Annotated in this window: 21 protein-coding genes; 15 read left to right on the top strand and 6 right to left on the bottom strand. The window is 66.0% G+C overall.

Annotated features, from left to right (window positions below):
• Positions 1-92 precede the first annotated feature (92 nt).
• From Q8Z05_RS17975 to Q8Z05_RS17990, 4 genes are all read left to right on the top strand, one after another.
• Positions 93-1,232, top strand: a complete 1,140-nt coding sequence (locus tag Q8Z05_RS17975) for an acyltransferase family protein (protein ID WP_305940925.1) — start codon at positions 93-95, stop codon at positions 1,230-1,232.
• A 50-nt stretch (positions 1,233-1,282) separates the two neighbouring features.
• On the top strand, positions 1,283-1,486 hold the full coding sequence (locus Q8Z05_RS17980; RefSeq protein ID WP_305940926.1) for a hypothetical protein: 204 nt from the start codon (positions 1,283-1,285) through the stop codon (positions 1,484-1,486).
• A gap of 125 nt (positions 1,487-1,611) precedes the next feature.
• On the top strand, positions 1,612-2,016 hold the full coding sequence (locus Q8Z05_RS17985) for a GNAT family N-acetyltransferase (RefSeq protein WP_305943616.1): 405 nt from the start codon (positions 1,612-1,614) through the stop codon (positions 2,014-2,016).
• 58 nt (positions 2,017-2,074) lie between these two features.
• Positions 2,075-3,013, top strand: a complete 939-nt coding sequence (locus tag Q8Z05_RS17990; protein ID WP_305943617.1) for a 5'-3' exonuclease — start codon at positions 2,075-2,077, stop codon at positions 3,011-3,013.
• Between the two features lie 27 nt (positions 3,014-3,040).
• Here the strand turns inward: Q8Z05_RS17990 and Q8Z05_RS17995 are convergent, their stop codons facing one another.
• Positions 3,041-4,063 carry a LacI family DNA-binding transcriptional regulator gene (locus Q8Z05_RS17995; protein WP_305940927.1) on the bottom strand — a complete coding sequence of 341 codons (1,023 nt, stop codon included), beginning with the start codon at positions 4,061-4,063 and terminating at the stop codon, positions 3,041-3,043.
• A 111-nt stretch (positions 4,064-4,174) separates the two neighbouring features.
• On the bottom strand, positions 4,175-5,617 hold the full coding sequence (locus Q8Z05_RS18000; RefSeq protein WP_305940928.1) for a sugar porter family MFS transporter: 1,443 nt from the start codon (positions 5,615-5,617) through the stop codon (positions 4,175-4,177).
• A gap of 208 nt (positions 5,618-5,825) precedes the next feature.
• Between Q8Z05_RS18000 and Q8Z05_RS18005 the strand changes: the two genes are divergently transcribed.
• Positions 5,826-6,290, top strand: a complete 465-nt coding sequence (locus Q8Z05_RS18005; protein WP_305940929.1) for a GatB/YqeY domain-containing protein — start codon at positions 5,826-5,828, stop codon at positions 6,288-6,290.
• 6 nt (positions 6,291-6,296) lie between these two features.
• On the opposite strand, the gene Q8Z05_RS18010 is transcribed toward Q8Z05_RS18005, so the two are convergent.
• Positions 6,297-7,271, bottom strand: a complete 975-nt coding sequence (locus tag Q8Z05_RS18010; protein WP_305940930.1) for an IS481 family transposase — start codon at positions 7,269-7,271, stop codon at positions 6,297-6,299.
• A 181-nt stretch (positions 7,272-7,452) separates the two neighbouring features.
• Between Q8Z05_RS18010 and Q8Z05_RS18015 the strand changes: the two genes are divergently transcribed.
• From Q8Z05_RS18015 to Q8Z05_RS18045, 7 genes are all read left to right on the top strand, one after another.
• Positions 7,453-8,712, top strand: a complete 1,260-nt coding sequence (locus Q8Z05_RS18015; RefSeq protein WP_305943618.1) for an MFS transporter — start codon at positions 7,453-7,455, stop codon at positions 8,710-8,712.
• Between the two features lie 27 nt (positions 8,713-8,739).
• On the top strand, positions 8,740-9,090 hold the full coding sequence (locus Q8Z05_RS18020; RefSeq protein ID WP_305940931.1) for a VOC family protein: 351 nt from the start codon (positions 8,740-8,742) through the stop codon (positions 9,088-9,090).
• Between the two features lie 137 nt (positions 9,091-9,227).
• Complete coding sequence (ggt, locus tag Q8Z05_RS18025; RefSeq protein WP_305940932.1) at positions 9,228-11,069, top strand: gamma-glutamyltransferase; 1,842 nt, start codon at positions 9,228-9,230, stop codon at positions 11,067-11,069.
• 272 nt (positions 11,070-11,341) lie between these two features.
• Positions 11,342-11,722 (top strand): VOC family protein, encoded by a 381-nt coding sequence (locus Q8Z05_RS18030; RefSeq protein WP_305940933.1) that lies wholly within the window; start codon positions 11,342-11,344, stop codon positions 11,720-11,722.
• Positions 11,723-11,888: 166 nt separating this feature from the next.
• Positions 11,889-12,857: a D-2-hydroxyacid dehydrogenase family protein gene (locus Q8Z05_RS18035; RefSeq protein ID WP_305940934.1), complete on the top strand. Its 969-nt coding sequence runs from the start codon at positions 11,889-11,891 to the stop codon at positions 12,855-12,857.
• A 16-nt stretch (positions 12,858-12,873) separates the two neighbouring features.
• Entirely contained in the window at positions 12,874-13,353 is a 480-nt protein-coding gene (locus tag Q8Z05_RS18040; protein WP_305940935.1) for an alanine racemase, read from the top strand.
• On the top strand, positions 13,293-14,030 hold the full coding sequence (locus Q8Z05_RS18045; RefSeq protein WP_305940936.1) for a hypothetical protein: 738 nt from the start codon (positions 13,293-13,295) through the stop codon (positions 14,028-14,030). Before Q8Z05_RS18040 ends, Q8Z05_RS18045 begins: the two co-directional genes overlap by 61 nt.
• On the opposite strand, the gene Q8Z05_RS18050 is transcribed toward Q8Z05_RS18045, so the two are convergent.
• The 3 genes from Q8Z05_RS18050 to Q8Z05_RS18060 all read right to left on the bottom strand — a co-directional run bounded on the left by Q8Z05_RS18050 (position 14,017) and on the right by Q8Z05_RS18060 (position 18,261).
• Positions 14,017-15,549, bottom strand: coding sequence for a carboxyl transferase domain-containing protein (locus tag Q8Z05_RS18050; protein ID WP_305940937.1), 1,533 nt, complete (start codon positions 15,547-15,549; stop codon positions 14,017-14,019). The genes Q8Z05_RS18045 and Q8Z05_RS18050 overlap by 14 nt on opposite strands.
• A gap of 2 nt (positions 15,550-15,551) precedes the next feature.
• Positions 15,552-16,799 (bottom strand): CaiB/BaiF CoA transferase family protein, encoded by a 1,248-nt coding sequence (locus tag Q8Z05_RS18055; RefSeq protein WP_305940938.1) that lies wholly within the window; start codon positions 16,797-16,799, stop codon positions 15,552-15,554.
• 61 nt (positions 16,800-16,860) lie between these two features.
• The gene (locus Q8Z05_RS18060; RefSeq protein WP_305940939.1) at positions 16,861-18,261 is read right to left on the bottom strand and encodes an SLC13 family permease; all 1,401 of its coding nucleotides are present in this window, start codon (positions 18,259-18,261) and stop codon (positions 16,861-16,863) included.
• A 133-nt stretch (positions 18,262-18,394) separates the two neighbouring features.
• Here Q8Z05_RS18060 and Q8Z05_RS18065 point away from each other — a divergent pair, with 133 nt between their 5' ends.
• From Q8Z05_RS18065 to Q8Z05_RS18075, 3 genes are all read left to right on the top strand, one after another.
• Entirely contained in the window at positions 18,395-19,102 is a 708-nt protein-coding gene (locus Q8Z05_RS18065) for a FadR/GntR family transcriptional regulator (RefSeq protein ID WP_305940940.1), read from the top strand.
• A 141-nt stretch (positions 19,103-19,243) separates the two neighbouring features.
• The gene (gene ribA, locus Q8Z05_RS18070; RefSeq protein WP_305940941.1) at positions 19,244-21,097 is read left to right on the top strand and encodes a GTP cyclohydrolase II RibA; all 1,854 of its coding nucleotides are present in this window, start codon (positions 19,244-19,246) and stop codon (positions 21,095-21,097) included.
• A gap of 63 nt (positions 21,098-21,160) precedes the next feature.
• Positions 21,161-21,775 carry a dihydrofolate reductase family protein gene (locus Q8Z05_RS18075; RefSeq protein WP_305940942.1) on the top strand — a complete coding sequence of 205 codons (615 nt, stop codon included), beginning with the start codon at positions 21,161-21,163 and terminating at the stop codon, positions 21,773-21,775.
• Positions 21,776-22,137: the final 362 nt, after the last annotated feature.

The raw sequence follows: 22,137 nt of genomic DNA on the forward strand, positions 1-22,137 counted from the left end.
GTCCAGATTGGCCGGGAATAATGGGCGGGGCGGCGTCTGGAACCGAACCGGCGCCCGAAATGAATTCATCCAGATAGGGCTGTGGAGGTCATTTGACGTTGCTGGTTGACGGAACGGTCGGAACGGTTGCCGGGCGGGCAGCCGGGCAAAGTACGGTGCGGCAGAGGCTGGACGGATTGGACGTCCTGCGCGGTGCTGCCGTGGGTGCCGTTCTCCTCGGACATTCCTGGCCAGGGGTCTTTCAGGGTGCCGGAATCGTCGGAGTCATAGCCTTTTTTGTGCTGAGCGGGTACCTGATCACGGGCGTGCTGCTTCGGGACATCGAACGGCACCGCAAAGTTCGCTACGGCCTTTTCTATGCGCACCGGGCCTTCCGGCTGCTGCCGGCGCTCATTGCCTTCCTGGGGGTCTATGCCATCGTTGAACTGACGGCGGACGTCCTGGGGGACCGTTCCAAGGGAATCATCGGTTACACCCTTCTTGCCGGTTTTGGCTATCTCAAGGACCTGCCGCTTCCTTTTGATGTCAGCATGGCCATCGGGCCACTCTGGACGCTGGCGGTGGAGGAACAGTTCTATCTGGTCTGGCCGGCCCTGCTGGTGGTCGCGCTGCGGAAGAACCGCCAGGGACGGCTGGTGGGCTGGTCCGCCGCCGTCGTCATTTTCCTCATGACGGCGACTGTGGCGGGGATGCTTGCGCTGGCCCCGCACCTTCACTCGCTGGTTTACGCCCTTCCCACAACATGGGGACTCGGGCTGATCATCGGTTCGGCTGTGCGCCTCTACAGGGTCCGGGTCTTCCGCTGGTTCTCCCGTCCCCGGCTCCGGCTGGCGGCTTTGCCTGCCGCCGTCCTTGTCCTTGCCGCCCTGGCGTTCTTCCCCAGGGCCAACGAATCGCCGGTTTTCTTCTTCGTTGGAGGCCCGCTGGCCATGGCTGCCGCGGCCGTCCTGGTAATACTGGCAGCTTCCCGGCCCCTGGAAATGCCCGCGTGGACGCGTCCGCTCCAGTTGCTGGGCACGGTGTCCTACGCCGCGTACCTCTGGAACTACGTCATCATTCTCTGGCTGAACGACGGGTCCACGGCAGATCTGCCACCGCTCGTGGCTGTGTCGGCAATTATGCTCACACTGCTCGTGGCGGTCATCAGCTGGCACACGGTCGAAAAGCTGGGCCGCCTGGGGCGCGATCGTTTCGACGCGCGGTATCAGGCGAAGGCGGGTTCCCGCCCATGATCGGCTGCCGCCCGGAGTAGGGTTTTGCCATAGTCGACGAAGGAGTCAGCATGAGCTACAAATATCGAACCGTCCGGGTTCGCGGTACCGAACTGGTGGGAACAATTGCCCGGAAGCATGGCGGTGCGCCGGAAATTTACGAAACGTCCAAGGACGCGAGCACATCAGTGGTCCCGGTGTTCTTCGAGGAGACGGGCGAGATCCGTTTTTTTGACAGGTCAGTGCTACAGGACGTTGTGGCGCCTGCCGGTTAGCGGCGAACGTCAGGGTGGACGCCGACGGATGTCACGAGCATGATGAAGCCGTGATTTCTGATGACTCAGCGAACGTCGTGGCGCCGCGCCGGGCAACGCCGGCAGACGCGGCGACAGTGGCCCGGATGCTCCACGATTTCAACACCGAGTTTGAGACGCCTACCCCGGGCACAGCCGAACTGACGTTGCGAATTGCGAAGTTGCTGGCGGGGGAGGACGTGGTGGTGCTGCTCATCGGCGCGCCGCCCTGTGGGCTAGCGGTGTTGAGCTTCCGGCCCAACGTCTGGTACGAGGGCCCGGTGGCAATCCTGGACGAACTCTACGTTCAACCAGCCCTGCGGGGTCATCGCCTCGGGAGTGCGCTACTCGCCGCGGTTTGTGACCTGGTCCGCGGTCGCGGCGGCGCGCTCCTTGAAATCAACGTCGACGGCGACGACACCGATGCACGCCGCTTCTATGAAGCACGCGGGTTCACCAACACCGAACCCAACGGCACCGAGCCGATGCTTTACTACTATCAAGAGCTCTGACCTGCAGTCCGCGACCCGGCAGGATTCTCAAGGAGACACATCCGTGTCAGGATCAGGTATGCCCCACCGCCTGATGTTGCTGGACACTGCATCGCTGTACTTCCGTGCGTTCTACGGCCTGCCCGACACGATCCGCCGCGCGGACGGCACGCCGGTGAACGCCGTTCGCGGCTTGCTGGACATGATCGCGCGGCTCACCACTGACTTTGAAGCCACACACTTGGTGGCCTGCTGGGACGATGACTGGCGCCCGCAGTGGCGGGTTGACCTCATCCCGAGCTACAAGTCACACCGGGTGGCGCGGGAGGTGGCCGGTGCCCCTGACGTAGAGGCGGTGCCGGATGCGCTCGAGGCGCAGATCCCGATGATCCGCCGCGTGCTGGAGCTTGCCGGCATCGCCGTCGTGGGGGCGGCTGAACATGAGGCCGACGACGTCGTCGGCACCTACGCCACTAACGCCGGCTTGCCGGTGGACGTGGTCACGGGCGACCGTGACCTCTTCCAGGTCATCGACGACGACCGCCAGGTGCGGGTGATCTACACGGCGCGCGGCATGAAGAACCTCGAAGTCGTCACCGACGCGGTGGTCGTCGGCAAGTATCGCGTGCTTCCCGAGCAGTACGCGGACTACGCGATCCTCCGCGGCGATACTTCCGACGGGCTGCCGGGCGTGGGAGGTATCGGCGAGAAGACCGCCGCGTCGCTGCTTGGCGAATACGGCACGCTCGAGATGCTGCTCGAGGCGGCCACGGATACGGAAAGCGGGCTGTCCGCATCCGTACGGGCAAAGCTTGCAGCGGCAACTGACTACCTCAAAGTTGCACCCACTGTCGTGAACGTCGCACGCGACCTCGGGCTGCCGACGCTCGAGGAAGCGGGCGCGCAACTGCGCCCCGTGGCGGGCGATTCGCGCGCCGACCTTGAGCGACTGGCCACCGAATGGAACCTTGGCGGTTCTGTCAGGCGCCTCCTTGAGGCGCTCGACAAGCGGCAGTGAGGCGGCCCGGATAACTCTCCTGGCGCGTCAGGCCTTCGGGGCGGGCGCGGTGCTGTTGCGAACCACCAGGCGCGGGGTCAGCACTTCGGTGCGCTGGGGCAAGGACGGGTCTGCCAGGCGTTCGAGGAGGAGCCGGGCGGCGCGGATGCCGACGTCACGGCTGACAGGGTCCACGCTGGTCAGCGAAAGGTGCCGGATTCCGGCCAGGTAGGTGTTGTCGTAGCCGACGAGCGAGAGGTGCGACGGAACGCCGATGCCGTGCTCGTCGGCAGCAGAGAGTGCTCCCACGGCGAGGATGTCGTTGGCGGCGAGGACAGCGGTGGGCGGCTGCCCGCTGTCAATGAGGCCCTTCATTGCTTCAAAGCCGGAATGCTCGCTCAGGTCCGTTGCCACCACGCGGATGTTCTCCTGGAGGCCATGACGGGACATCGTGTCCTCATACGAGCGGGCCCGCAAGGCAGCTGACCGGGTGGGTGCGGTGAGGTAGGCGATGTTGCGGTGGCCGAGTCCGATCAGGTGCTCGACGGCGGCGCGTGCTCCGGCGACGTCGTCATTGGTGACGATGTCCGCAGAAGGTAGCTGGAAATCGCGGGCTCCGGCTATCACCGTCGGAGTATGCGCTGCGGCCCGCATAAGGGTGTCATCGGCCTGGACGTCTCCGGCAATGATGAGGCCGTCGACCCGGAGATCCATGAATGCCGAGACCGGGCTCTCCCCGGGCCGGGCAAGATAGGTGGGATCGCTCAGGACCATCCGCAGGTTCTGCTCACCGAGCACGCTCTGCAGCCCGTCGAGCAATTCCACGAACCAGGGGTTCGCCAGGTCGTCCAGCAAAACGCCGATGATTCCCGTGCGCCCGCTGGCAAGCCAGCGGGCAGCGTTGCTGGGCCGGTAATCGAGTGCTGCAATCGCGTCGGCCACCGCCTGCTTCTTTTCAGCACTGACTTTGGGGGAGCCACGCAGCACGAGCGAGACAAGGGCGCGGGAGACGCCGGCCACCCGGGCGACGTCGTAAATGGTGGGGCGTTTGGCCGCTTCCTGCTGCTTCACTTCACTCCCCGACGATCGGCCGTTTACTGCAGGCAAGCCTATCGCGGCCGGGGCGGCAGGTGCCGCTCCGGCCGCGATAGTTCACGGCGGCGTTGTGGAAAAGACCGGGCTCTACTTGGCCGCGGCCGGAGCGGCGATGACGGGCAGGCTGCCGGTGCGGAAGTGTACTTCCAGTTCCTCCAGCGACTGCCCCTTGGTCTCGGGAACGAACTTGGACACGAAAACCAACGAAACAATGTTCACCAGGACGAAGACTGCAAAGGTTCCGGTCGAGCCCAGGGCAACTACCAGGATCGGGAACAGGAAGGAGATGCCGGCGTTGACCGTCCACAGCGCAAAGACAGCGATCCCCATGGCGAACCCGCGGATGGCCATCGGGAAGATCTCCGACAGAAGGAGCCAGACGCACGTGCCGATGAAGCACTGCACGAAGGCGACAAACAGCATCATGGCGGCGAGGATCGTGTAGCTGACGAAATCTGACTGCGGCAGCATGAAGACGACGGCGAGGATCGCCTGTGACGCGACGACGCCGGAGAAGCCAATGACCAGCATGCGGCGTCGTCCGATGAAGCCCAGCAGGTAGATTCCCAGGATGGTCATCAGCACCGAGGTCACGCCCACCGCGACGGTGGCTACGAGTGAGGCGCTGACGCCGAGTCCGCTACGTTCCAGGATCGAGGGTGCGTAGTAGTTCACCGTGTTGATGCCGGTTGCCTGCTGGACCACTGCGAGGCCGATGCCGATCCAGAGGAGCTTGCGCATCCACGGGTTGTTCTTCAGGTCACGCCATGCGTGGGAGCGCTCATTCTTTGCAGTGTTCGCGGCTTCGACAATTTCCTTGTATTCGAAGTCGGCTTCTTCCGGGCTGCGGCTAAGGTCCAGGATGCGGCGGCTGTCCGAAAAGCGCTCCCGGATCGCGAACCAGCGGGGCGATTCGGGCAGGATGAGCATGCCGATCAACAGGGCGATGGCAGGAATGGACGCCACTCCCAGCATGAGGCGCCAGACCTCAGGATCGTGGATCAGCGAGTCGAGCAGTGCGTTGATGGCAAAGGCGAGCATCTGGCCGGTGACGATCATCAGTTCGTTGATGGTGACCATGCGCCCGCGCAGGTGGGCCGGTGCCATTTCCGCCAGGTAGAGGGGGCAGGTGACAGCCGCGGCGCCGACGCCGAGGCCGAGGATGACGCGGGCCACCACCATGAACCCGACCGTCGGTGCGATCGCACAGCCCAGTGCGCCCACCAGGAACAGCAGCGCGCAGATGAGGAGCGTGCCGCGGCGCCCGAGGGTGTCAGCCAGGCGGCCGCCGCTGAGGGCGCCCACCGCCGCACCCGGGAACAGCAGGGCGCTGACCACGGTGGCTTCTTCGACGGGGCTCATGCTCAGCGAATCCTGCATGTAGAGCAGTGCGCCGGAGATGACCCCGGTGTCATAGCCGAACAGGAGTCCGCCGAGGGTGGAGATGACAGTAAGGCGGGTCAGGTACCCGCGGTGTTTGGAGCCCGGTTTGTTCTGCGGTGCGGTAGGGCGTGCTGCATGCAACGACATTGTTGACTTCCTCGGATCGATTGGCCCGGACAACTGGACCGTGAGTGGGGTGCCGGCGAGTGTGCCAGATCACGTGCTGCACCCAACGTTAGAGCGCTCTAACGCTTAGGTCAAGACTTTGTTCTGACATAAGGTCAAATAGTCGGCCTGGCCGGCTCTGGACCAGCTCGGGGCACAATGGAGGCAAAGCCAACGAAACGAGAACACCATGACCACGCTCAAAGAACGCCTCCACGGCGACGTTGTGATCCATATGAAAGACAGGAACAAGGTGGCGCTAACCACCGTACGGAACGTCCTCGGCGAGATCGAAACACGCGAGAAGTCAGGCAAGACGCCGATTGAACTGGACGACGCCCAGGTGACCGGCCTGCTCCAGAAGGAGGCCGCCAAACGCCGCGACACCGCCAAGATCTACACCGAGGCCGGCGAGGCTGACCGTGCTGCCGCGGAAATCGCCGAAGCAGAGGTCATCGAGGCCTACCTGCCCAAAGCCCTGACCCGCGACGAGGTCGAAGCGATTGTGGACGAAGCTATCGCCGGGCTGAACGCCGAGGGCCAGGAACCGTCCATGCGTCAGATGGGCGCCGTGATGAAGCCGGTCACTGCGAAGGTCGCGGGCCGATTCGACGGCAAGGCCGTCAGCGAGATCGTGCGGAGCCGCCTGGCCTAGCTGTACTCAGCCATTAGGTTGGTTGCACCTGCTGATGGGCGGTTTGCCTCCGAGGCTGCCGTGGGGCCGGTGGTTGTTGTAGAAGTTTAGCCATGGTTGCAGGGCCTCGGTTCGGGCCTGGTTTGATGTGAAGGGCTGGCGGTAGGCCCAGCCTTCCTGCAGCGTGCGGTTGAAGCGTTCGGCTTTGCCGTTCTGCCAGGGATGCCGGGGTTTGATCAGGATGTGTTTCGCGCCCAGTGCGGCGAGTGCGTTCTGAAAATCCCGGGAAAGCCGATAGGCGAATGCGTTGTCAGTCATGACGCGTTTCACGGGTGCTCCGTTGGCTGCCATCGCTGCCGCGGGCCTGGTGAGGAACGCGGCGCAGGTCGGCCCTTTCTCGTCTGGCAGGACCTCGGCGTAGGCGAGACGGGAGTGGTCATCGACGGCCACATGGACGTAGTCGAAACCGACCCTTTCGTGGCCTGTGGAATGGTTGCGGGTGGATTGCTTTGGGTCCGCCCGCCATCCGCCGCCGTCGGGGATCCTGCCAAGCTTTTTGACATCGATATGGATCATGTCTCCAGGGGCATCTCGTTCATACCGGCGGTCTGTGGCCCGGGAAGCGCGGATTCGATTCCCGGTGACCGGATCCAGATCCCACAGCCGCGGCACCCCGGCCCGGGCCAAGATCCTCGACACAGTCCGGGCGCTCACCCCACACCGCCGTCCCAGATTCGATGGGCCTTCCCGGTGCTCAACACGCTGGGCAAGAACATCGGCTACGACCCTTGCCGGGGTCGCACGCGGACAGGACCTCGGCTTGGAGCTCCGGTCTTCCAGCCCTGCCCACCCATGGGTTCGGAAGCGGCTTATCCACCGGTGGGCGCAGGTCCGGGAGATGCCCAATTCCTTGGCCACATGGGCTACAGGACGGCCGGCAAGGACGCGCTCGACGATGATGCGCCTACCGTTCGGAGTCAGGCGGGCATTACGGTGGGACATGAGGACCTCTTAGTCGTTGGCTGTGTGTGGTAACCACCAACCTAAGAGGTCCTCACCTATTCACGATGTAACCAACGTCCTGACTCAGTACACCTAGCTGCCCCTGCTACTGGTGCGAGCAGCCTAACGGGACGAGAATGAGCTAGTGCTCTCACCTCGCCCCAGCGGCGACGTCAACGCCATGAGCGCCGGCGCCCGAAAGATCCAGCGTGTCTATCTCACGTTGACGCTGGGCAATACTGTTGCCGCCTCGTTCATCTGGGGCATCAACACGCTGTTCCTGCTGGATGCGGGGCTCAGCAACCTCGAAGCGTTTGCCGCGAACGCCTTCTTCACGGTGGGCATGGTGCTGTTCGAGGTGCCCACCGGAGTGGTCGCCGACGGCTGGGGTCGCCGCGTGTCATTCCTGCTCGGCACCGTGACCCTGGCTGTAACCACCTACTTCTACTATCTCCTCTGGCAGCTGTCCGCCCCGTTCTGGTTGTGGGCGGTCGTGTCGGTCCTGCTCGGCCTTGGCTTCACCTTTTTCTCGGGCGCGGTGGAGGCCTGGCTCGTCGACGCCCTGCGCTTCGAGGGCTATGAGGGCGGGTTGGAAGCGGTGCTGGGGCGGGGAGTGATGGTGTCCGGCGTTGCGATGCTCGTGGGTTCTGTGGCCGGCGGCGTCATTGCGCAGATCACCGACCTGGGCGTACCTTTCCTCATCCGTGTGGCTGTGCTGCTGGCCATGTTTGTGGTTGCGTTCCGGCTAATGCACGACGTCGGCTTCACACCCGAGCGCTCGGCCCACCCCGTGCGGGCGACGCGTGCAGTACTGAGGGCATCGGTCGATAACGGTTTGAAGAACCCGCCGGTCCGATACGTGATGCTGGCCGCGCCGTTCAGCGCCGGCGTCGGGATCTATGTGTTCTACGCGCTGCAGCCGTATCTGCTTGAGCTCTTTGGCGACCCGCGGGCCTACTCCGTGGCGGGCCTGGCGGCGGCCCTGGTGGCCGGCGCGGACGTGCTCGGCGGATGGCTGGCGCCCCGGATCCGGCGTCGTGTTCGCAAGCGCACCACTCTATTGGTCCTAAGTGGCGGCATCGCCGCCATCATCCTGGTGGTGCTCGGCTTCACCCACGTATTCTGGGTGGCCCTTGTGCTGCTGACTCTCTGGGCGGTGGTCGACGCCGCGAGCGTGCCGGTGCGCCAGGCCTACCTGAACGACATGATCCCCTCGAAACAACGGGCAACGGTGCTCAGCTTCGATTCACTGATTGGTTCCAGCGGCGGCGTGGTGGTGCAGCCGCTGCTCGGCCGCTCAGCCGATGCCTACGGATACGCGGCCTCGCTGGCAATCGGCGGCGTAATCCAGCTGATCGCGGTGCCGTTCCTGGTGGCCAGCCGCAGGCAGGGACACCCGGCCGATCTGTCCAACGCCCCCAGCGGCAAGGCTGTGCTGTGAACGCCTGGATCGATCACCTGGTGATCGTTGCCGATTTCCCTGGAGCAGGGTGCCGCCTGGTGGGCGGCAATGCTTGGCGTTGAGCCCACCGTGGCGGCAAGCACGCGCTGGGGCACGCACAACAGGGTGATGGCCATCAGCAGCGAAGGCATTCCTGATTGCTACCTCGAGGTCATTGCGATCGACCCCGAAGCCCCGGAGCCGGGGAGGCCGCGCTGGTTCGGCCTCGACAACCCCGAACTGCGCGAGGCCGTCCGCGAATCACCCCGTCTGGTGCACACGAGCCCGATCGACGCTAAGCACACGGCGCCGCTCACCGCGACGCTGGAATCACCACGGGGCCGTGTGGTGCTCGATGCCTGGCACACCGCACGCTGAACGGTGGAAAAGCCGTCTGAGGGTGCGGCGCTGCCCCCATGCGCTGCCCTCCCAATGCATTGAGTGTTGAGTGTCACTACGGGCCGGAGTAACGTGACCCTCACCCCACTCCGCACCACCCTGACTCGGGAGCAACCATGCCAAAGGTGAGACGTCGAATTGCCGCCCTCACGGCGGCTCTGGCCATGAGCGTGACAGGCGGCGCCGTCATGAGCCCCGCCTTCGCTGATCCGCGGGAAATCAAGAAGGAGCCCACCGCCGAGGGTTACGGCGGTGCCGTCAGCACCGTTGACCCGGAGGCATCCGCCGCGGCAATAGAAGTGCTCCGCAAGGGCGGCAATGCGGCGGACGCCGCCGTCGCCGCGGCCGCGACCCTGGGGGTGACCGAACCGTACAGTGCCGGGATTGGCGGCGGCGGCTACTTCGTCTTCTACGACGCGGAGAGCGGTGAAGTCGGCACCATCGACGGCCGCGAAACCGCCCCGGAAGATATGCCGACCGACGCGTTCATCGACCCCGCGACCGGCGCGCCCTACAAGTTCACGCCAGACCTGGTCACGAGCGGGGTTTCAGTCGGCGTCCCCGGCACGCCGGCCACGTGGGAGCGGGCTCTCGACCGGTGGGGCACCTTGGACCTTGGCGATGCCCTGAAACCTGCCATCAAAGTGGCCAACCGCGGCTTTGTGGTAGATGAGACGTTCCGCCAGCAGACGCTCGATAACAAAGTCCGCTTTGCGGCGTTCACGTCTACAAGCGATCTCTTCCTCCCCGGCGGCGACGCACCCGCCGTCGGCAGTGTCTTCCAAAACCATGACCTCGCCGCGACGTACCGGCTCCTCGCGAAAGAGGGGACAGACGGCTTCTACGAAGGCCCGCTCGCGGACGAGATCGTGGCCGCGGTGGAGGCCCCGCCGAAGACCGCCGAAACCACGCTGCCGGTTCCCGTCGGCTTCATGAAGGCTGAAGACCTGGCTGAATACGAAGCCCTGGACCAGGCACCCACGCACGTCGAGTACCGCGGCCTGGACGTGTACGGCATGGCTCCTTCGAGCAGCGGCGGCACCACCGTCGGCGAGGCCCTGAACATTCTTGAGCCGTTCAACCTGTCCGGGATGGCCACAGCTGACGGCAAGAATCCAGCCGCCCTGCACCACTACCTTGAGGCCAGCGCGCTCGCCTTTGCGGACCGCGGCAAGTACGTAGGCGATCCGGCTTTTGTGGACGTCCCCACCGACGAGCTGACTGATCCGCTGTTCGGCAAGGAGCGCGCGTGCCAGATCAACCCGGACAAGGCAGCCACGAAGCCCGTCGCACCGGGGGACGTCTCCGGCTACGACGGCGCGTGCCCGGCCGCCGCTGCCGCGCCCGCCGATGAGACGGATACGGAGAACATCTCCACGACCAACCTGACGGTGGCGGACAAGTGGGGCAACGTGGTGGAATACACCCTCACCATCGAGCAGACCGGGGGATCCGGCATCGTGGTGCCGGGCCGCGGATTCCTGCTGAACAACGAGCTGACGGACTTCTCCACCGTCTACAAGGACGACGATCCGAACCGGATCCAGCCGGGCAAGCGCCCGCGTTCCTCGATGTCCCCGACTATCATCCTCAAGGACGGTGATCCGTTCCTGGCGCTCGGTTCGCCCGGCGGATCGACCATCATCACCACCGTCCTGCAGACCATCCTGAACCGGGTGGACCTGGGGATGGATATCTCCGAGGCCATCGCGGCGCCGCGTGCTGCCCAGCGCAATACCGAAAAGGTCACGGCGGAACCAGGTTTTATCGCGGCATACGGTGAGGAGCTGGCACCGTTCGGCCACGTGTTCACCCCATCGGGTGACGCCTTCACATCGGCAGCGGAGATCGGTGCCGCCACCGCGGTCGAGTTCGGGCCCGGCGGGCTGATGGTGGCCGCTGCTGAACCCGCTAGGCGCGGCGGCGGCTCGGCGATGGTGGTCAAACCGTCGCGGTGATTCGGTCGCCAAGGAGGGCGACGGCGGGACTGACTCACGCCGTCGCCCTCCGTTTAGTTTCCTATATCCGGGACGCCAAACTGCGGCCATAATGACGGTATGAACGCGGGGGAGACCCCCGGCCGGCCGTTGACAGCCGCGACGAAGGCCTCCCCGGCAACCGTCCCGGTGCACGGCAAAAGGCCGGGAGCCGGCGCGAGCCGGCACCTCCGCCCCGCTTGCACCGCCTGCGGGGCGGGCATTTCGATCGCTTCACCTAAGGAGAATTCGACATGCTCAAGGACAGTGAAGTCGCCGCGGTCCTCCCTGCCAAGGACATCGCCAGGGCCCGTGGCTTTTATCGTGACGTCGTGGGTCTGGACGACCCGGAAGTCATGGACGACGAAAACGTGTTCTACCGCTGCGGCAAGGGAACTGTTTTTCTGCTGTACCAGACCGACAACGCGGGCACCGCGAAGAACACCCAGCTGGGCTGGATGACGGACAACGTCGAAGCCGAGGTCGACGAGTTGCGGGGCCGCGGAGCCACCTTCGAGGAGTACGACTTCCCGGGCCTGAAGACTGAGAACGGCATCGCTACCCTGCCGACAGGCAAGGCAGCCTGGTTCCTGGACACGGAGGGCAACATCCTCAACATCTTCCAGCGGACCTGACCACCCGTGGCTCCCGGCGATACAAACCGGGGGCCACCCGGAAGTGCACCGACTGCGACTGCTCCTCCGACGCGGCTTGCCCAGCGATACGACTGCTCCTCCGATTCGACGTGTGGCGGTAGCCTGACTGCAGCGACCCCATGCTGCCTACACGGAGGATCCATCCATGCGCCTTGCCATTTTGGACGATTACCAGTCTGTCGCCCGGGACTATGCGCCCTGGGAGCAGCTTGCAGCAGACGGCGTCGAAGCCACGTTCTTCGACCGGCCCTTCAAGGACGAGGACGACGCCGTAGCCAGCCTGGGCCGCTTCGGCATCATCATCGCCATGCGGGAGCGGACCGCCTTTGGTCGCGATGTCCTGGCGCAGTTGCCCGGACTGAAACTCCTGGTGACCACCGGCATGGCCAACCAGTCCATTGACCTTCGGGCGGCCGAGGAGCTGGGCGTGGCGGTGTGCGGGACCGGCGGCTCGCCGACTGCCGCCCCGGAACTGACCTGGGGCCTGCTGCTCGCGCTGGCCCGCAGCATTCCGTTCGAAGACCGGCGGCTGCGCGACGGGCGCTGGCAGTCCACCGTCGGCTTCGAGCTCGCGGGCAAGACACTGGGAGTCCTCGGCCTGGGCAAAATCGGGCGCCGCGTCGCCGCCTACGGACAGGCCTTCGGCATGAATGTCATCGCGTGGAGTCCCAACCTCACTGACGAGGCCGCCGCCGGCGCCGGCGTGGGGAAGGTCAGCAAGGAGGCGCTCTTCCGGGAATCAGACGTTGTTTCAGTGCACGTGCGCCTCTCGGAGCGCTCCCGCGGCGTGGTGGGCGAGGAGGAACTGCGTCTCCTGGGGCCGGCGGGCGTGCTGGTCAACACCGCCCGCGGACCCCTCGTCGATGAGGACGCCCTTATCCGGGGACTGAACGAAGGCTGGCTCGGCGGGGCCGCGCTTGATGTCTACGACCTGGAGCCGCTGCCGGCAGGCCACCGCCTGCTGTCCGCGCCGCGGACCGTCCTGACGCCACACCTGGGCTACGTGACGGAGCAAAGCTACCGGGAATTCTACGGCGGCGCGTTCGGAGCCGTGCAGGCCTGGCTCCGGGGCACCCCTGTTCGGCTGCTGACCGGTGCTCCCATTGGGAACTGAGCTGAGCCCCGGAGCCATGCCGTATCCGCAGCTCCGGCTCAATCTCGATGCCCTTGACAACAACATCCGCGTCATGGCGGCCTGGTGCCGGGACCGGCAGGTGGATCTGGCGCCACATGTGAAGACCACCATGTCCGCCCCGATCATCACCCGCCAGCTGGCCGCCGGTGCCGTCGGCGTAACCGTCGCCACCGTGGACCAGGTGGCTACGGCGTTGGGCTGGGGCCACCAGCAGGTTCTCATCGCCAATGAGGTGGTGGACCGGGACGGCCTGATACGGCTTCGCAGCTGGCTGGAGGAGGACCCCGCACGCGAAATCCGCTGTTTCGTGGACTCCGCTGCCGGCATCACCGCAGCGGCGCAGGTGTTCGCCGGGGAAGCGGGCGCGCCCCTGGAGGTGCTGCTCGACGTCGGACCCCGGGCGGGCGCACGGGAGTGCGCAGCCTCCACGACGCTGTCCGCCTTGCCGAACTGGTCAGCGCCGCGCCCGGCCTGAGGCTCGTTGGTGTTGCCGGTTACGAAGGCGTGGTGCCCAACAGCAGGGCGGATGAGACCGTTGCAGCCGTTGACCGGCACTGCCGGCTGGTGCGGGACATCTTCCTGGAAGCCGCGCCGTTTTTTGAAACGCACGGGCCCGTCTACTCCATGGGCGGTTCCGCGTTCCCGGACCGTGTGGCGGACTACCTTCCGGACGCCGGCCAGGTGCCCGGAACGCGGCGGATTCTCCGATCGGGTTGCTACGTCACCCACGATCACGGCACCTACGCGGGCGTCAGCCCCGTGCCCGGCCTCATCCCGGCCCTGACTGTCCGCGCCGTCGTGCTGTCAGTCCCCGAAGCAGGGATGGCCGTCGTCGGCGCCGGCAAGCGGGACCTTCCCTACGACGCCGGCCTGCCGGTGGTCCTGTCCGCCCAGACCGCGGACGGCGCCGCTAAGGACGGGGCAACAGCTGTGGTGCGCAATCTCTACGACCACCACGCAGTCCTCACCGGAGTGTCCGGCCTGGACGTCACCGATGTGGTTGACTTCGGCATCTCCCATCCCTGCTCGGCCTTCGACCGCTGGCCCGAATACGTCGTCACCGACGGAATGGGACGGGACATCGATGTGTGGCACACGGATTTCCACCGGTCATCTTTGGACGCTGTCCGCATGGGGATCACCCGGCGATGATGCTTCCCAGGTTCCGGTACTTAGCCAGCCGCCGGGGGAGCAGCTCATTCATCCCGGCGGCGGACAGGGTGGCGAGCTCGTATTCGATGGCCCGGCCCATGCGCAGGCAGAATGCCCTTGCCTCGAGGGAGGCGTCCCCGTGGCCGGCGTGGCCGCGTTCGTCCACGATGTGCTCCACCAGGCCGGCGGCGTAGAGGGCTGCCACGTTGACGCCTTGGGCTTCGGACATGGCCGGGGCAAAGGCGGTGCTCCGGTGGACGATGGCGGACGCGCCTTCGGGCGGGAGCGGGGACAGCCAGGCATGCCGGGCGGCGATGGTACGGTCCGCGGGCAGGAGCGCCAATGCCCCGCCCCCGGCACCTTGGCCCAGCAGTACGGACACGGTGGGGGAATTCAGTCCGATCAGGTCGTGCAGTGACCGGGCAATCTCGCCGGCCAGCCCGCCTTCCTCGGCCTCCTTGGACAAGGCCGCGCCGCCGGTGTCGATGACCGTGAGCAACGGCAGCCCCAGTTCTTCGGCGAGCCTCATCCCGCGACGTGCTTCCCGGAGCGACGCCGGTCCCATGGCGGTCTGCCGTGCGGGCCTGGGTCGGGTGTGGCCGATGACCACGCACGATTCCTGGCCGAAGCGCGCCAGGGCAAGTTGAAGCCCGGGGTCCTTTTCCCCCTGACCTGTGCCGTTCAGCGGGAGGACGTCCCTGGCACCGTAGGCAAGGAGCTGCCGCAGGTCCGGCCGGCGGGGATTGCGGGAGATTTCGATCGATTCCCAGGCGCCGGCGTCGGACGGCTTGACTGAGAGGGTCTTCGGCGCCGCGAGCTGTGGGTGCGGACCGCTGACCAGGATGCCCAGGGCGCGGTCGACGACGTCGGACAGTTGCGCCGGAGGGACCACGGCGTCGATGAGGCCTTTGTCGAAGAGGTTTTCAGCGACCTGAACGTTCTCCGGAAACGGCGTGCCGTACAGCGCCTCGTAGACGCGCGGTCCAAGGAAGCCAAGCAGGGCGCCGGGTTCCGCCACGGTGATATGGCCGAGGGATCCCCACGACGCCATGACCCCTCCGGTGGTGGGGTGCCTGAGGTACACGAGGTAGGGGAGCCCGGCCTGGCGGTGCGCGCGGACGGCGGCACTGATTTTCACCATGGACAGGAAGGCGATGGTGCCTTCCTGCATGCGGGTGCCGCCCGACGCCGGGCCGGCCAGGAGCGGCAGGCCCTCCCGGGTGGCCCGTTCGACGGCGGTGACGATGCGTTCCGCTGCGGCCAACCCGATGGACCCGGCGAGGAACCGGAACTCGCTGACGATGACAGCCACACGCCGGCCGCGGATGAGGCCTTCGCCGGTGATGACGGATTCGTCCACTCCTGTCCTGGCACGTGCGGCTGCCAGTTCCTCCCGGTACTCGGGTCCGGCATCGGGATCAACCACCGGAGCGTCCCAGCTCAGGTAGGAGCCCGGGTCGAGCACGGCGGTGATGAGTCCGGCGGCGTCGAGGTGCCTGACCTTCTGTTCTGTCAGCATGGTCAGCGCACTTCCTGCTCCGGGCCGGCGGGGGTGCCGTTTGCACGGGCGGGCAGCAGTCCGAGCCACTGCCGGATCTGTTCGCCGTCCTGGTCCAGCAGCGGCGGGGCGGTGTGCGCCGTGAGGGTCGTTTCGGCGGTGTCTGCTGCGCTGAAAAACCGCAGCGGTGGACCGGGCAGGCTCACGCTGCCCAGGATCTTGTGGTCGACGTCGATCACCAGCCCCTGGGAATGGACCTGCTCCCAGGCATAGACCTCGTCCAGCGTCCGGACCTTGCCGGCCGGTATGCCGGCTTCGTTGAGCTTTGTGAGCAGTTCCCCGGCCTCGTAATCGGAGAACGCCAACTCCACTTCCTCAATGACTTTCTCGCGGTTGCGCACCCGGTCCGCGTTGCTGGCGAATTCCGGCCGTGCTCCGTCGATTCCGAAGGTGGAGGCGAAGGTGTTCCAGAGCTTTTCGCTTCCCACGCTGATCTGGACCTTCCCCTGCCGGCAGTGGAACAGGCCGTAGGGGGCGATGGAGGGGTGGTGGTTGCCTTGGGCTTTCGGAACCTCGCCGGCCACAGTGGCCCGGGTGCCCTGGAAGGCGTGCACACCGATAAGGGCCGCAAGCAGTGAGGTGCGGACGATCTGGCCCTGCCCGGTCCGTTCGCGCTGCAGCAGGGCCGCCAGGGTGCCGAAGGCGCCATACATGCCGGACAGGAGGTCGGCGATGGGCACGCCCACCCGCTGGGGGTCCTCGGGCCCGGATCCCGTCAGGGACATCAGCCCGGCTTCGCCTTGCAGGATCTGGTCATAGCCGCTGCGCCGGGATTCCGGGCCGTCATGCCCGAAGCCGGTGATCGACAGGATCACCAAGGCGGGGTTGAGCGCGTGCATTTCAGCGGCGGAGAAACCCAGCCGGTCCAGGACGCCGGGGCGGAAGTTCTCGATCACGACGTCGGCGCGTTCCAGCAGTTCGCGCAGGACTGTCCGCCCGTCGTCGCTCTTCAGGTCCAGGGCGATGGATTCCTTGTTCCGGTTGCAGGACAGGAAGTAGGTGGCCTGCGGATCATCCTCAGGCCCGACAAATGGCGGGCCCCAGCCGCGGGTGTCGTCCCCGGTGCCGGGGTTTTCGACTTTGATGACCCGGGCTCCGAGATCGGCCAGCATCATGCCGGCATGCGGGCCGGCCAGGGCGCGGCTCAGGTCCACCACAAGGTAGCCCGAGAGCGGGCCGTCGGTCCGCGTCGTGGATTCAGTGCTCTTCATGGGAGTTCCTTTTGTTGAATATGGATGCCTGGGTTGCAGCGGCGGGGTTGGGTGGCGGCCCTTACAGCCAGCCCGGGACCACCATGACCAGCCAGGCGATGGCGGGACCGGCCACGACGACGATGCCGCTGTAGGCCAGGATCTGCTTGTAGAACCGGTCCTTGTCCACGTCTTCGGGCGCGTTGGCAAGCACCAGTGCGCCGTTGGTGGAGAACGGCGAGACGTCAACGATCGTCGAGGCGACGGCGAGGGCGGCGATGACGCCCACCGCGCCGATTTCGCCGGTGGCCAGGAAGGGTACGGCCAGCGGGATGAGGGCTGCGAGGATGGCGGTGGAGGAGGCGAAGGCCGAAACGACGCCGCCGATGTAGCAGATCAGCAGGGCAGCGAGCAGCGGCATGCCGAGCTGGGCTACGCCGTCGGAAACGAACTTGATGGTGCCGGCTTCTTCGAGGACGCCCACAAAGGTGAGCATGCCGCAGATGAGAAGGACGGTGGACCAGCTGATCTTGTTCACAGCGCCCTTCTGGGCGGCCGGGGACACCAGGGCCAGGACGATGGCGATCGTGATGGAGACGAAGCCGACGTCCACCTTGAAGCCGAGCGAGATGACAGCCAGCGCGATCAGGCCCAGGATGGTGACGAGCTGGGGGATATTGGCGCGGACCCCGTTTGCGGAGGCGCCTGCGTGATCCGCTGCAGGCGCACCGGATCCGCCCGATGTGCCCTTGGCCGACACGCCCGCCGGGGAGATGTCCGAGCCGGAGCCCTGCAGGGTGACGCCGGCTGCGCGGGCGCCGACGCTGACGGACATCCGCGTTTCAGCGGCCTGTTCCACTACCCGGCCGGCTTTGGTGGACCGGAACCTGCCGCCGCCGAGGACGAGCGACAGCACCACCGCGATGGCCAGGTTGAACAGGAAGCTGGCCAGGAAGATGGTCATGGGGCTGGCTTCGAGGTCGGTCTTGGCGATAATGCCGTTGACCGTCACGCCGTAGACGGCGATGGGGGAGAAGCCGCCGGCCTGGGCGCCGTGGATGACCATCATGCCCATCATGAGCGGGTTGATCTTGTGCTTGGCTGCAAAGCTGAGGGCGATCGGCGCGATGATGGCGACAGCGGCGGGGGACAATGCGCCGACGGCAGTGATCAGCGCGGTGATGGCGAACATGACCCAGGGGATCAGCGCCACTTTGTTGCCTACCAGCCGGACGGCGCCGCGCACCAGGAGGTCTATGGTGCCGTTGTTTTGTGCGATGGCGAAGAGGTACGTGACGCCGACGATGGTCAGGAAAAGGCCGCCGGGGAAGTTGGCCAGGATGTCGTTGGTGGACATGCCGAGGACGACCGACCCCAGCAGGAACGCCCCTACGAAAGCCAGGGCGCCCATGTTGAGGGGCAGCACCGTGGCCAGCAGGAACATCACCGCCAGGATGATGATGGACAGGACGGGAGCGGACATCGTTGTTCCTCCGGATCAGGGGTTGGTGTGACGTGGATTACTGGCTCACTGGCCTAGCCTCCTAGACACTAGGTGTCTTTGTCAATAGTTCTTCGGTAGGCTTGGGGTCAGGACGTCGCCGGAAGGACGCGCAATGCCAAAGAAGACAGCAACGCAACAGATCTCCAGGGTCTCGCGGCCGCGGCTCTATGAGCAGCTGGTGGAGCAGCTCATGGACTTCATTGAGGCCGCCGAGCTGGGGCCGGGAGACACCCTGCCGGCAGAGCGTGAGCTGGCTGAGCGGCTGGGGGTCTCCCGCGCAACGCTGGCGCAGGCCCTGGTGGCGCTTGAAGTTCTTGGCGTGATCGATGTCCAGCACGGCACCGGTGCCGTGCTGGTCTACCGGCCCAATGTTCCGTCCGTGATCAAGGGACTGCGCGAACACCGCAGCAGGCTTCCGGAGATCGTTGAAGCGCGGAGCACGCTCGAGGTCAAGCTTGCCGAACTGGCCGCGGCCCGGCGCAGCGAGGCGGACATGAAGGCCATTGACAAGGCCCTCGATGCGATGGCTGAGGAGGTTGCCTCAGGCGGCCGGGGCGCCCATGGCGACGAACTGTTCCATCAGGCCGTAACCGCCGCCGCGCACTCCGCGGTGCTCGCACAGCTCATGACGTTCATCGCCGGGATGGTGCTGGAGACCCGGCTCGAGTCGCTCGGGCAGCCGGGCCGCCCGGAGCAGTCACTCGCATCCCACCGCAAGATTGCTGACGCCATCAGGGCGCAGGATTCTGCTGGTGCGGCCGCGGCAATGCTGGAGCACATCGAACTCGTCTCGGATGTGGCCCTGCTGAAGAACTCCTAGGCCGCCCCGCGGGGGGATGGGCGTCCCAGGCCCGGACGGCGGACGAGGTGCGGCACAATTACTTGCAGGTTCAACTAACCAGCTGTACGGTTAACTTCAACCTTCAAGTAATTTGCACCCCTACCGAATGCTGAGGCCAAGATGACCGTTGTGTCCGAGCCCTTCACGCCGCCTGCAGTGGCAGTGCCCGACGCTGCCATCCGCAGCAGGGTTACCGTACCGTTGCGCTTCCCCGACGGGTTCGTGTCCACGGCAGAGGTGCTGACGTTTCAGGGGCTTGCCGACGGCAAGGAACACCTGCTGCTCGCCCTGGGCGCCTGGGAGCAGGCGCTGCTTGATACGGATGTTCAGGATCCGGCGATGCCTGGCGCAGGCCCGCTGGTCCGGCTGCACAGCGAATGCCTGACCGGCGACGTGTTCGGCAGCCAGCGCTGTGACTGCGGTCCTCAGCTGCGGGAAGCGGTGGAAGAAATCAGCGCCACCGGAGGGTTCCTCCTTTACCTCCGCCAGGAAGGCCGCGGCATCGGCCTGTACCCGAAGCTGGACGCCTACGCCCTGCAGGACACCGGTCTTGACACCTACGAGGCGAATCGTGCCCTGGGCCATGGCGACGATGAGCGCGACTACACGGCAGCTGCCCAGATGCTGGGCGCCATCGGTGCCACCACCGTCCGCCTGCTCACCAACAACCCGGACAAAGCAGCCCAGCTCCGCGTCCTGGGCATCGGCGTCACCGAGCAGGTCCCCACCGGGGTTCACCTCTCGCCGGCCAACCGCAGTTACCTGGCCGCCAAGCGGGACCATACGGCCCATACCCTCAACCTTGCGCCCGCTGACCTTCCAAGCCATGAAGAGATGCTGGCCCGCGTCGAGGCGCTCGTGCCACGCCTGCGGGAGCGGGCCGAGGAAACCGAGCGGATCCGCCGCCTTCCGGACGCCACGATGGCGGATTTGAAGGAGGCGGGTGTCTTCCGTGTGCTCTCGCCGAAGGCCGTTGGGGGCTTCGGCATGGGCGTGGAAACATACGTTGAGGTTGTGCGTCGGCTCGGCCGGGGATGCCCCTCCACAGCGTGGACCGTCGGGCACCTTATTGAGCACGTCTGGATGCTCTCCCGTTGGCCGCGTGACGTCCAGGACGACGTCTTCGCCGACGGACCGGCACCTCTGGCCGCCGCTACCGGCGCCCCCGTCGGGCAGGCGGTCAAAGTTCCGGGAGGCTACTCCATTACGGGCCGTTGGACCTTTGCCTCGGGCATGATGCACTCGGAGTGGGCGCTGCTGGCCGTGCAGCAGGGGGACGCCCGCCTGCAGTGCCTGGTTCCCATGTCCGACGTCGAACTGCTGGACGTCTGGCATACCGCCGGCCTGAGGGGAACGGGCAGCAACGATATCCAGGCGGAGGGCCTTTTTGTTCCGGAGTATCGGACGCTTGACTGGGCGTTGCTGAGCGCCGCTGACAATCCCGGCAGCCGGATCCATCCGGATCCGATCATCCACACACCCCTGGCCACGCTGCTGAACCTGGTGGCACCTGCCGCCGCCCTGGGGGCGGCCGAGCACGCCGTCGAATTGTTCCGCGAACGCGTTCTGGTGCGCAAAGTCAAGAACACGGCTGAAGACCGGCAGGCTGATTCGCCCCTTGCGCAGGCGCGGTTCTCGCACGCTTACGGGCTCGTTGCCACGGCTCGCTTGCAGTGGGATGAAGCGGTCCGGGTAATCACTGCCTCCCATCAGCGACGGCCCATGGCAATGACGGACCACGAGCGGGCACAATTCCGGCTCGCGCTCGCCCTCAGCGGCAAGGCTTCGGCCGACGCGGTTCGCCACATCATGGCAGGATCGGGCGGGAGCGCGCACCGCCTGTCCCATCCGCTCCAACGCATCCAGCGCGACGTTGACGTTCTGCTCAATCACCCGACGCTGACTCTGGACCCGATCCTTGAACAGGCGGGCCGCGGCCTGCTGGGCCTGGGGTTCACGGTTTCAGCGTTTTGACGGGTTGAAGGGGGCCATGGCCCGGCGTAAAGTCCATCGGACCACGGAAGCGAGGTGCCGATCATGGGTCGATTGATTGTTCAGGAATTCGTTACCGCCGACGGTTTCGCCGCCAATGCCAATAACGAATTTACGGCCTACGAGATGCTCAAAGGGGGCACGGCCGAATTCGACCGCAGCCAGTCGGCGTGGCTCGATACCGTCGATGCGATGGTCCTCGGGGCATCCACATACAGGATGTTCGCTGAATTCTGGCCCACTCTGGCATCAGAAGGCGAAATCATCGCGCCGGCACTCAACGCACTGCGCCGCTTTGTGTTCTCCCGGACGTTGAAGAACGCACCGTGGGGCGACTACCCCGAGGCCGCGGTCGAATCAGGGGATGCGGTTGCGGCGATCCGCCGCATCAAGGGCGAATTTGGAGGCACCATCGTGCTCTGGGGCAGCCTTACCTTGAGCGAGGCATTCTTTGACGCCGGCGAAGTGGACGGCGTCCGGCTTGTCGTCATGCCCGTTGCCATTGGCGCGGGCCGGGGCGTATTCCCTTCCGGCCGTGATCCCCTCCTCCTCACCCTCCTGGGCGCAAAGACCTACGACGCCGGGCTGGTTGAGCTCGAGTATTCTGTTGGGTCCGGCGGGCCGCGGCCTCGGCCGGAACGATCAGGATCAGCACGATGATGAGGGCGGCGGCGAGCATGTAGGTTCCGCCGGTGCAGGCAGTGGCAGCGCTGTCGGCCAGGGAGGCTGCGCCGGCGGAAGCCGTCACCAGAACACCCACTCCCAGGCTGCTGCCCAGCTGGTGCGCCGTATTGATCAGCCCCGAGGCCGCGCCTGCGTTGGCGGCGGACGCGCCGGCGAGGCCGGCGGCGGTCAGGGGACCGAAGGCGAGTCCCTGGCCGACGCCAAGGAGGACCATGGGAAACGCGCCCTGCAGCGCTCGGGCCGCCACCTGCTGTTCCGTGGACTGGCAGACCACCCTTCAGCAAGGTGTCCGCGGCGTAAGCCGCCTCGATCGGTGTACTGGCAGGCCCTCCCGGGAT

It is taken from the genome of Arthrobacter oryzae (assembly GCF_030718995.1).
Taxonomy (GTDB): Bacteria; Actinomycetota; Actinomycetes; order Actinomycetales; family Micrococcaceae; genus Arthrobacter; species Arthrobacter oryzae_C.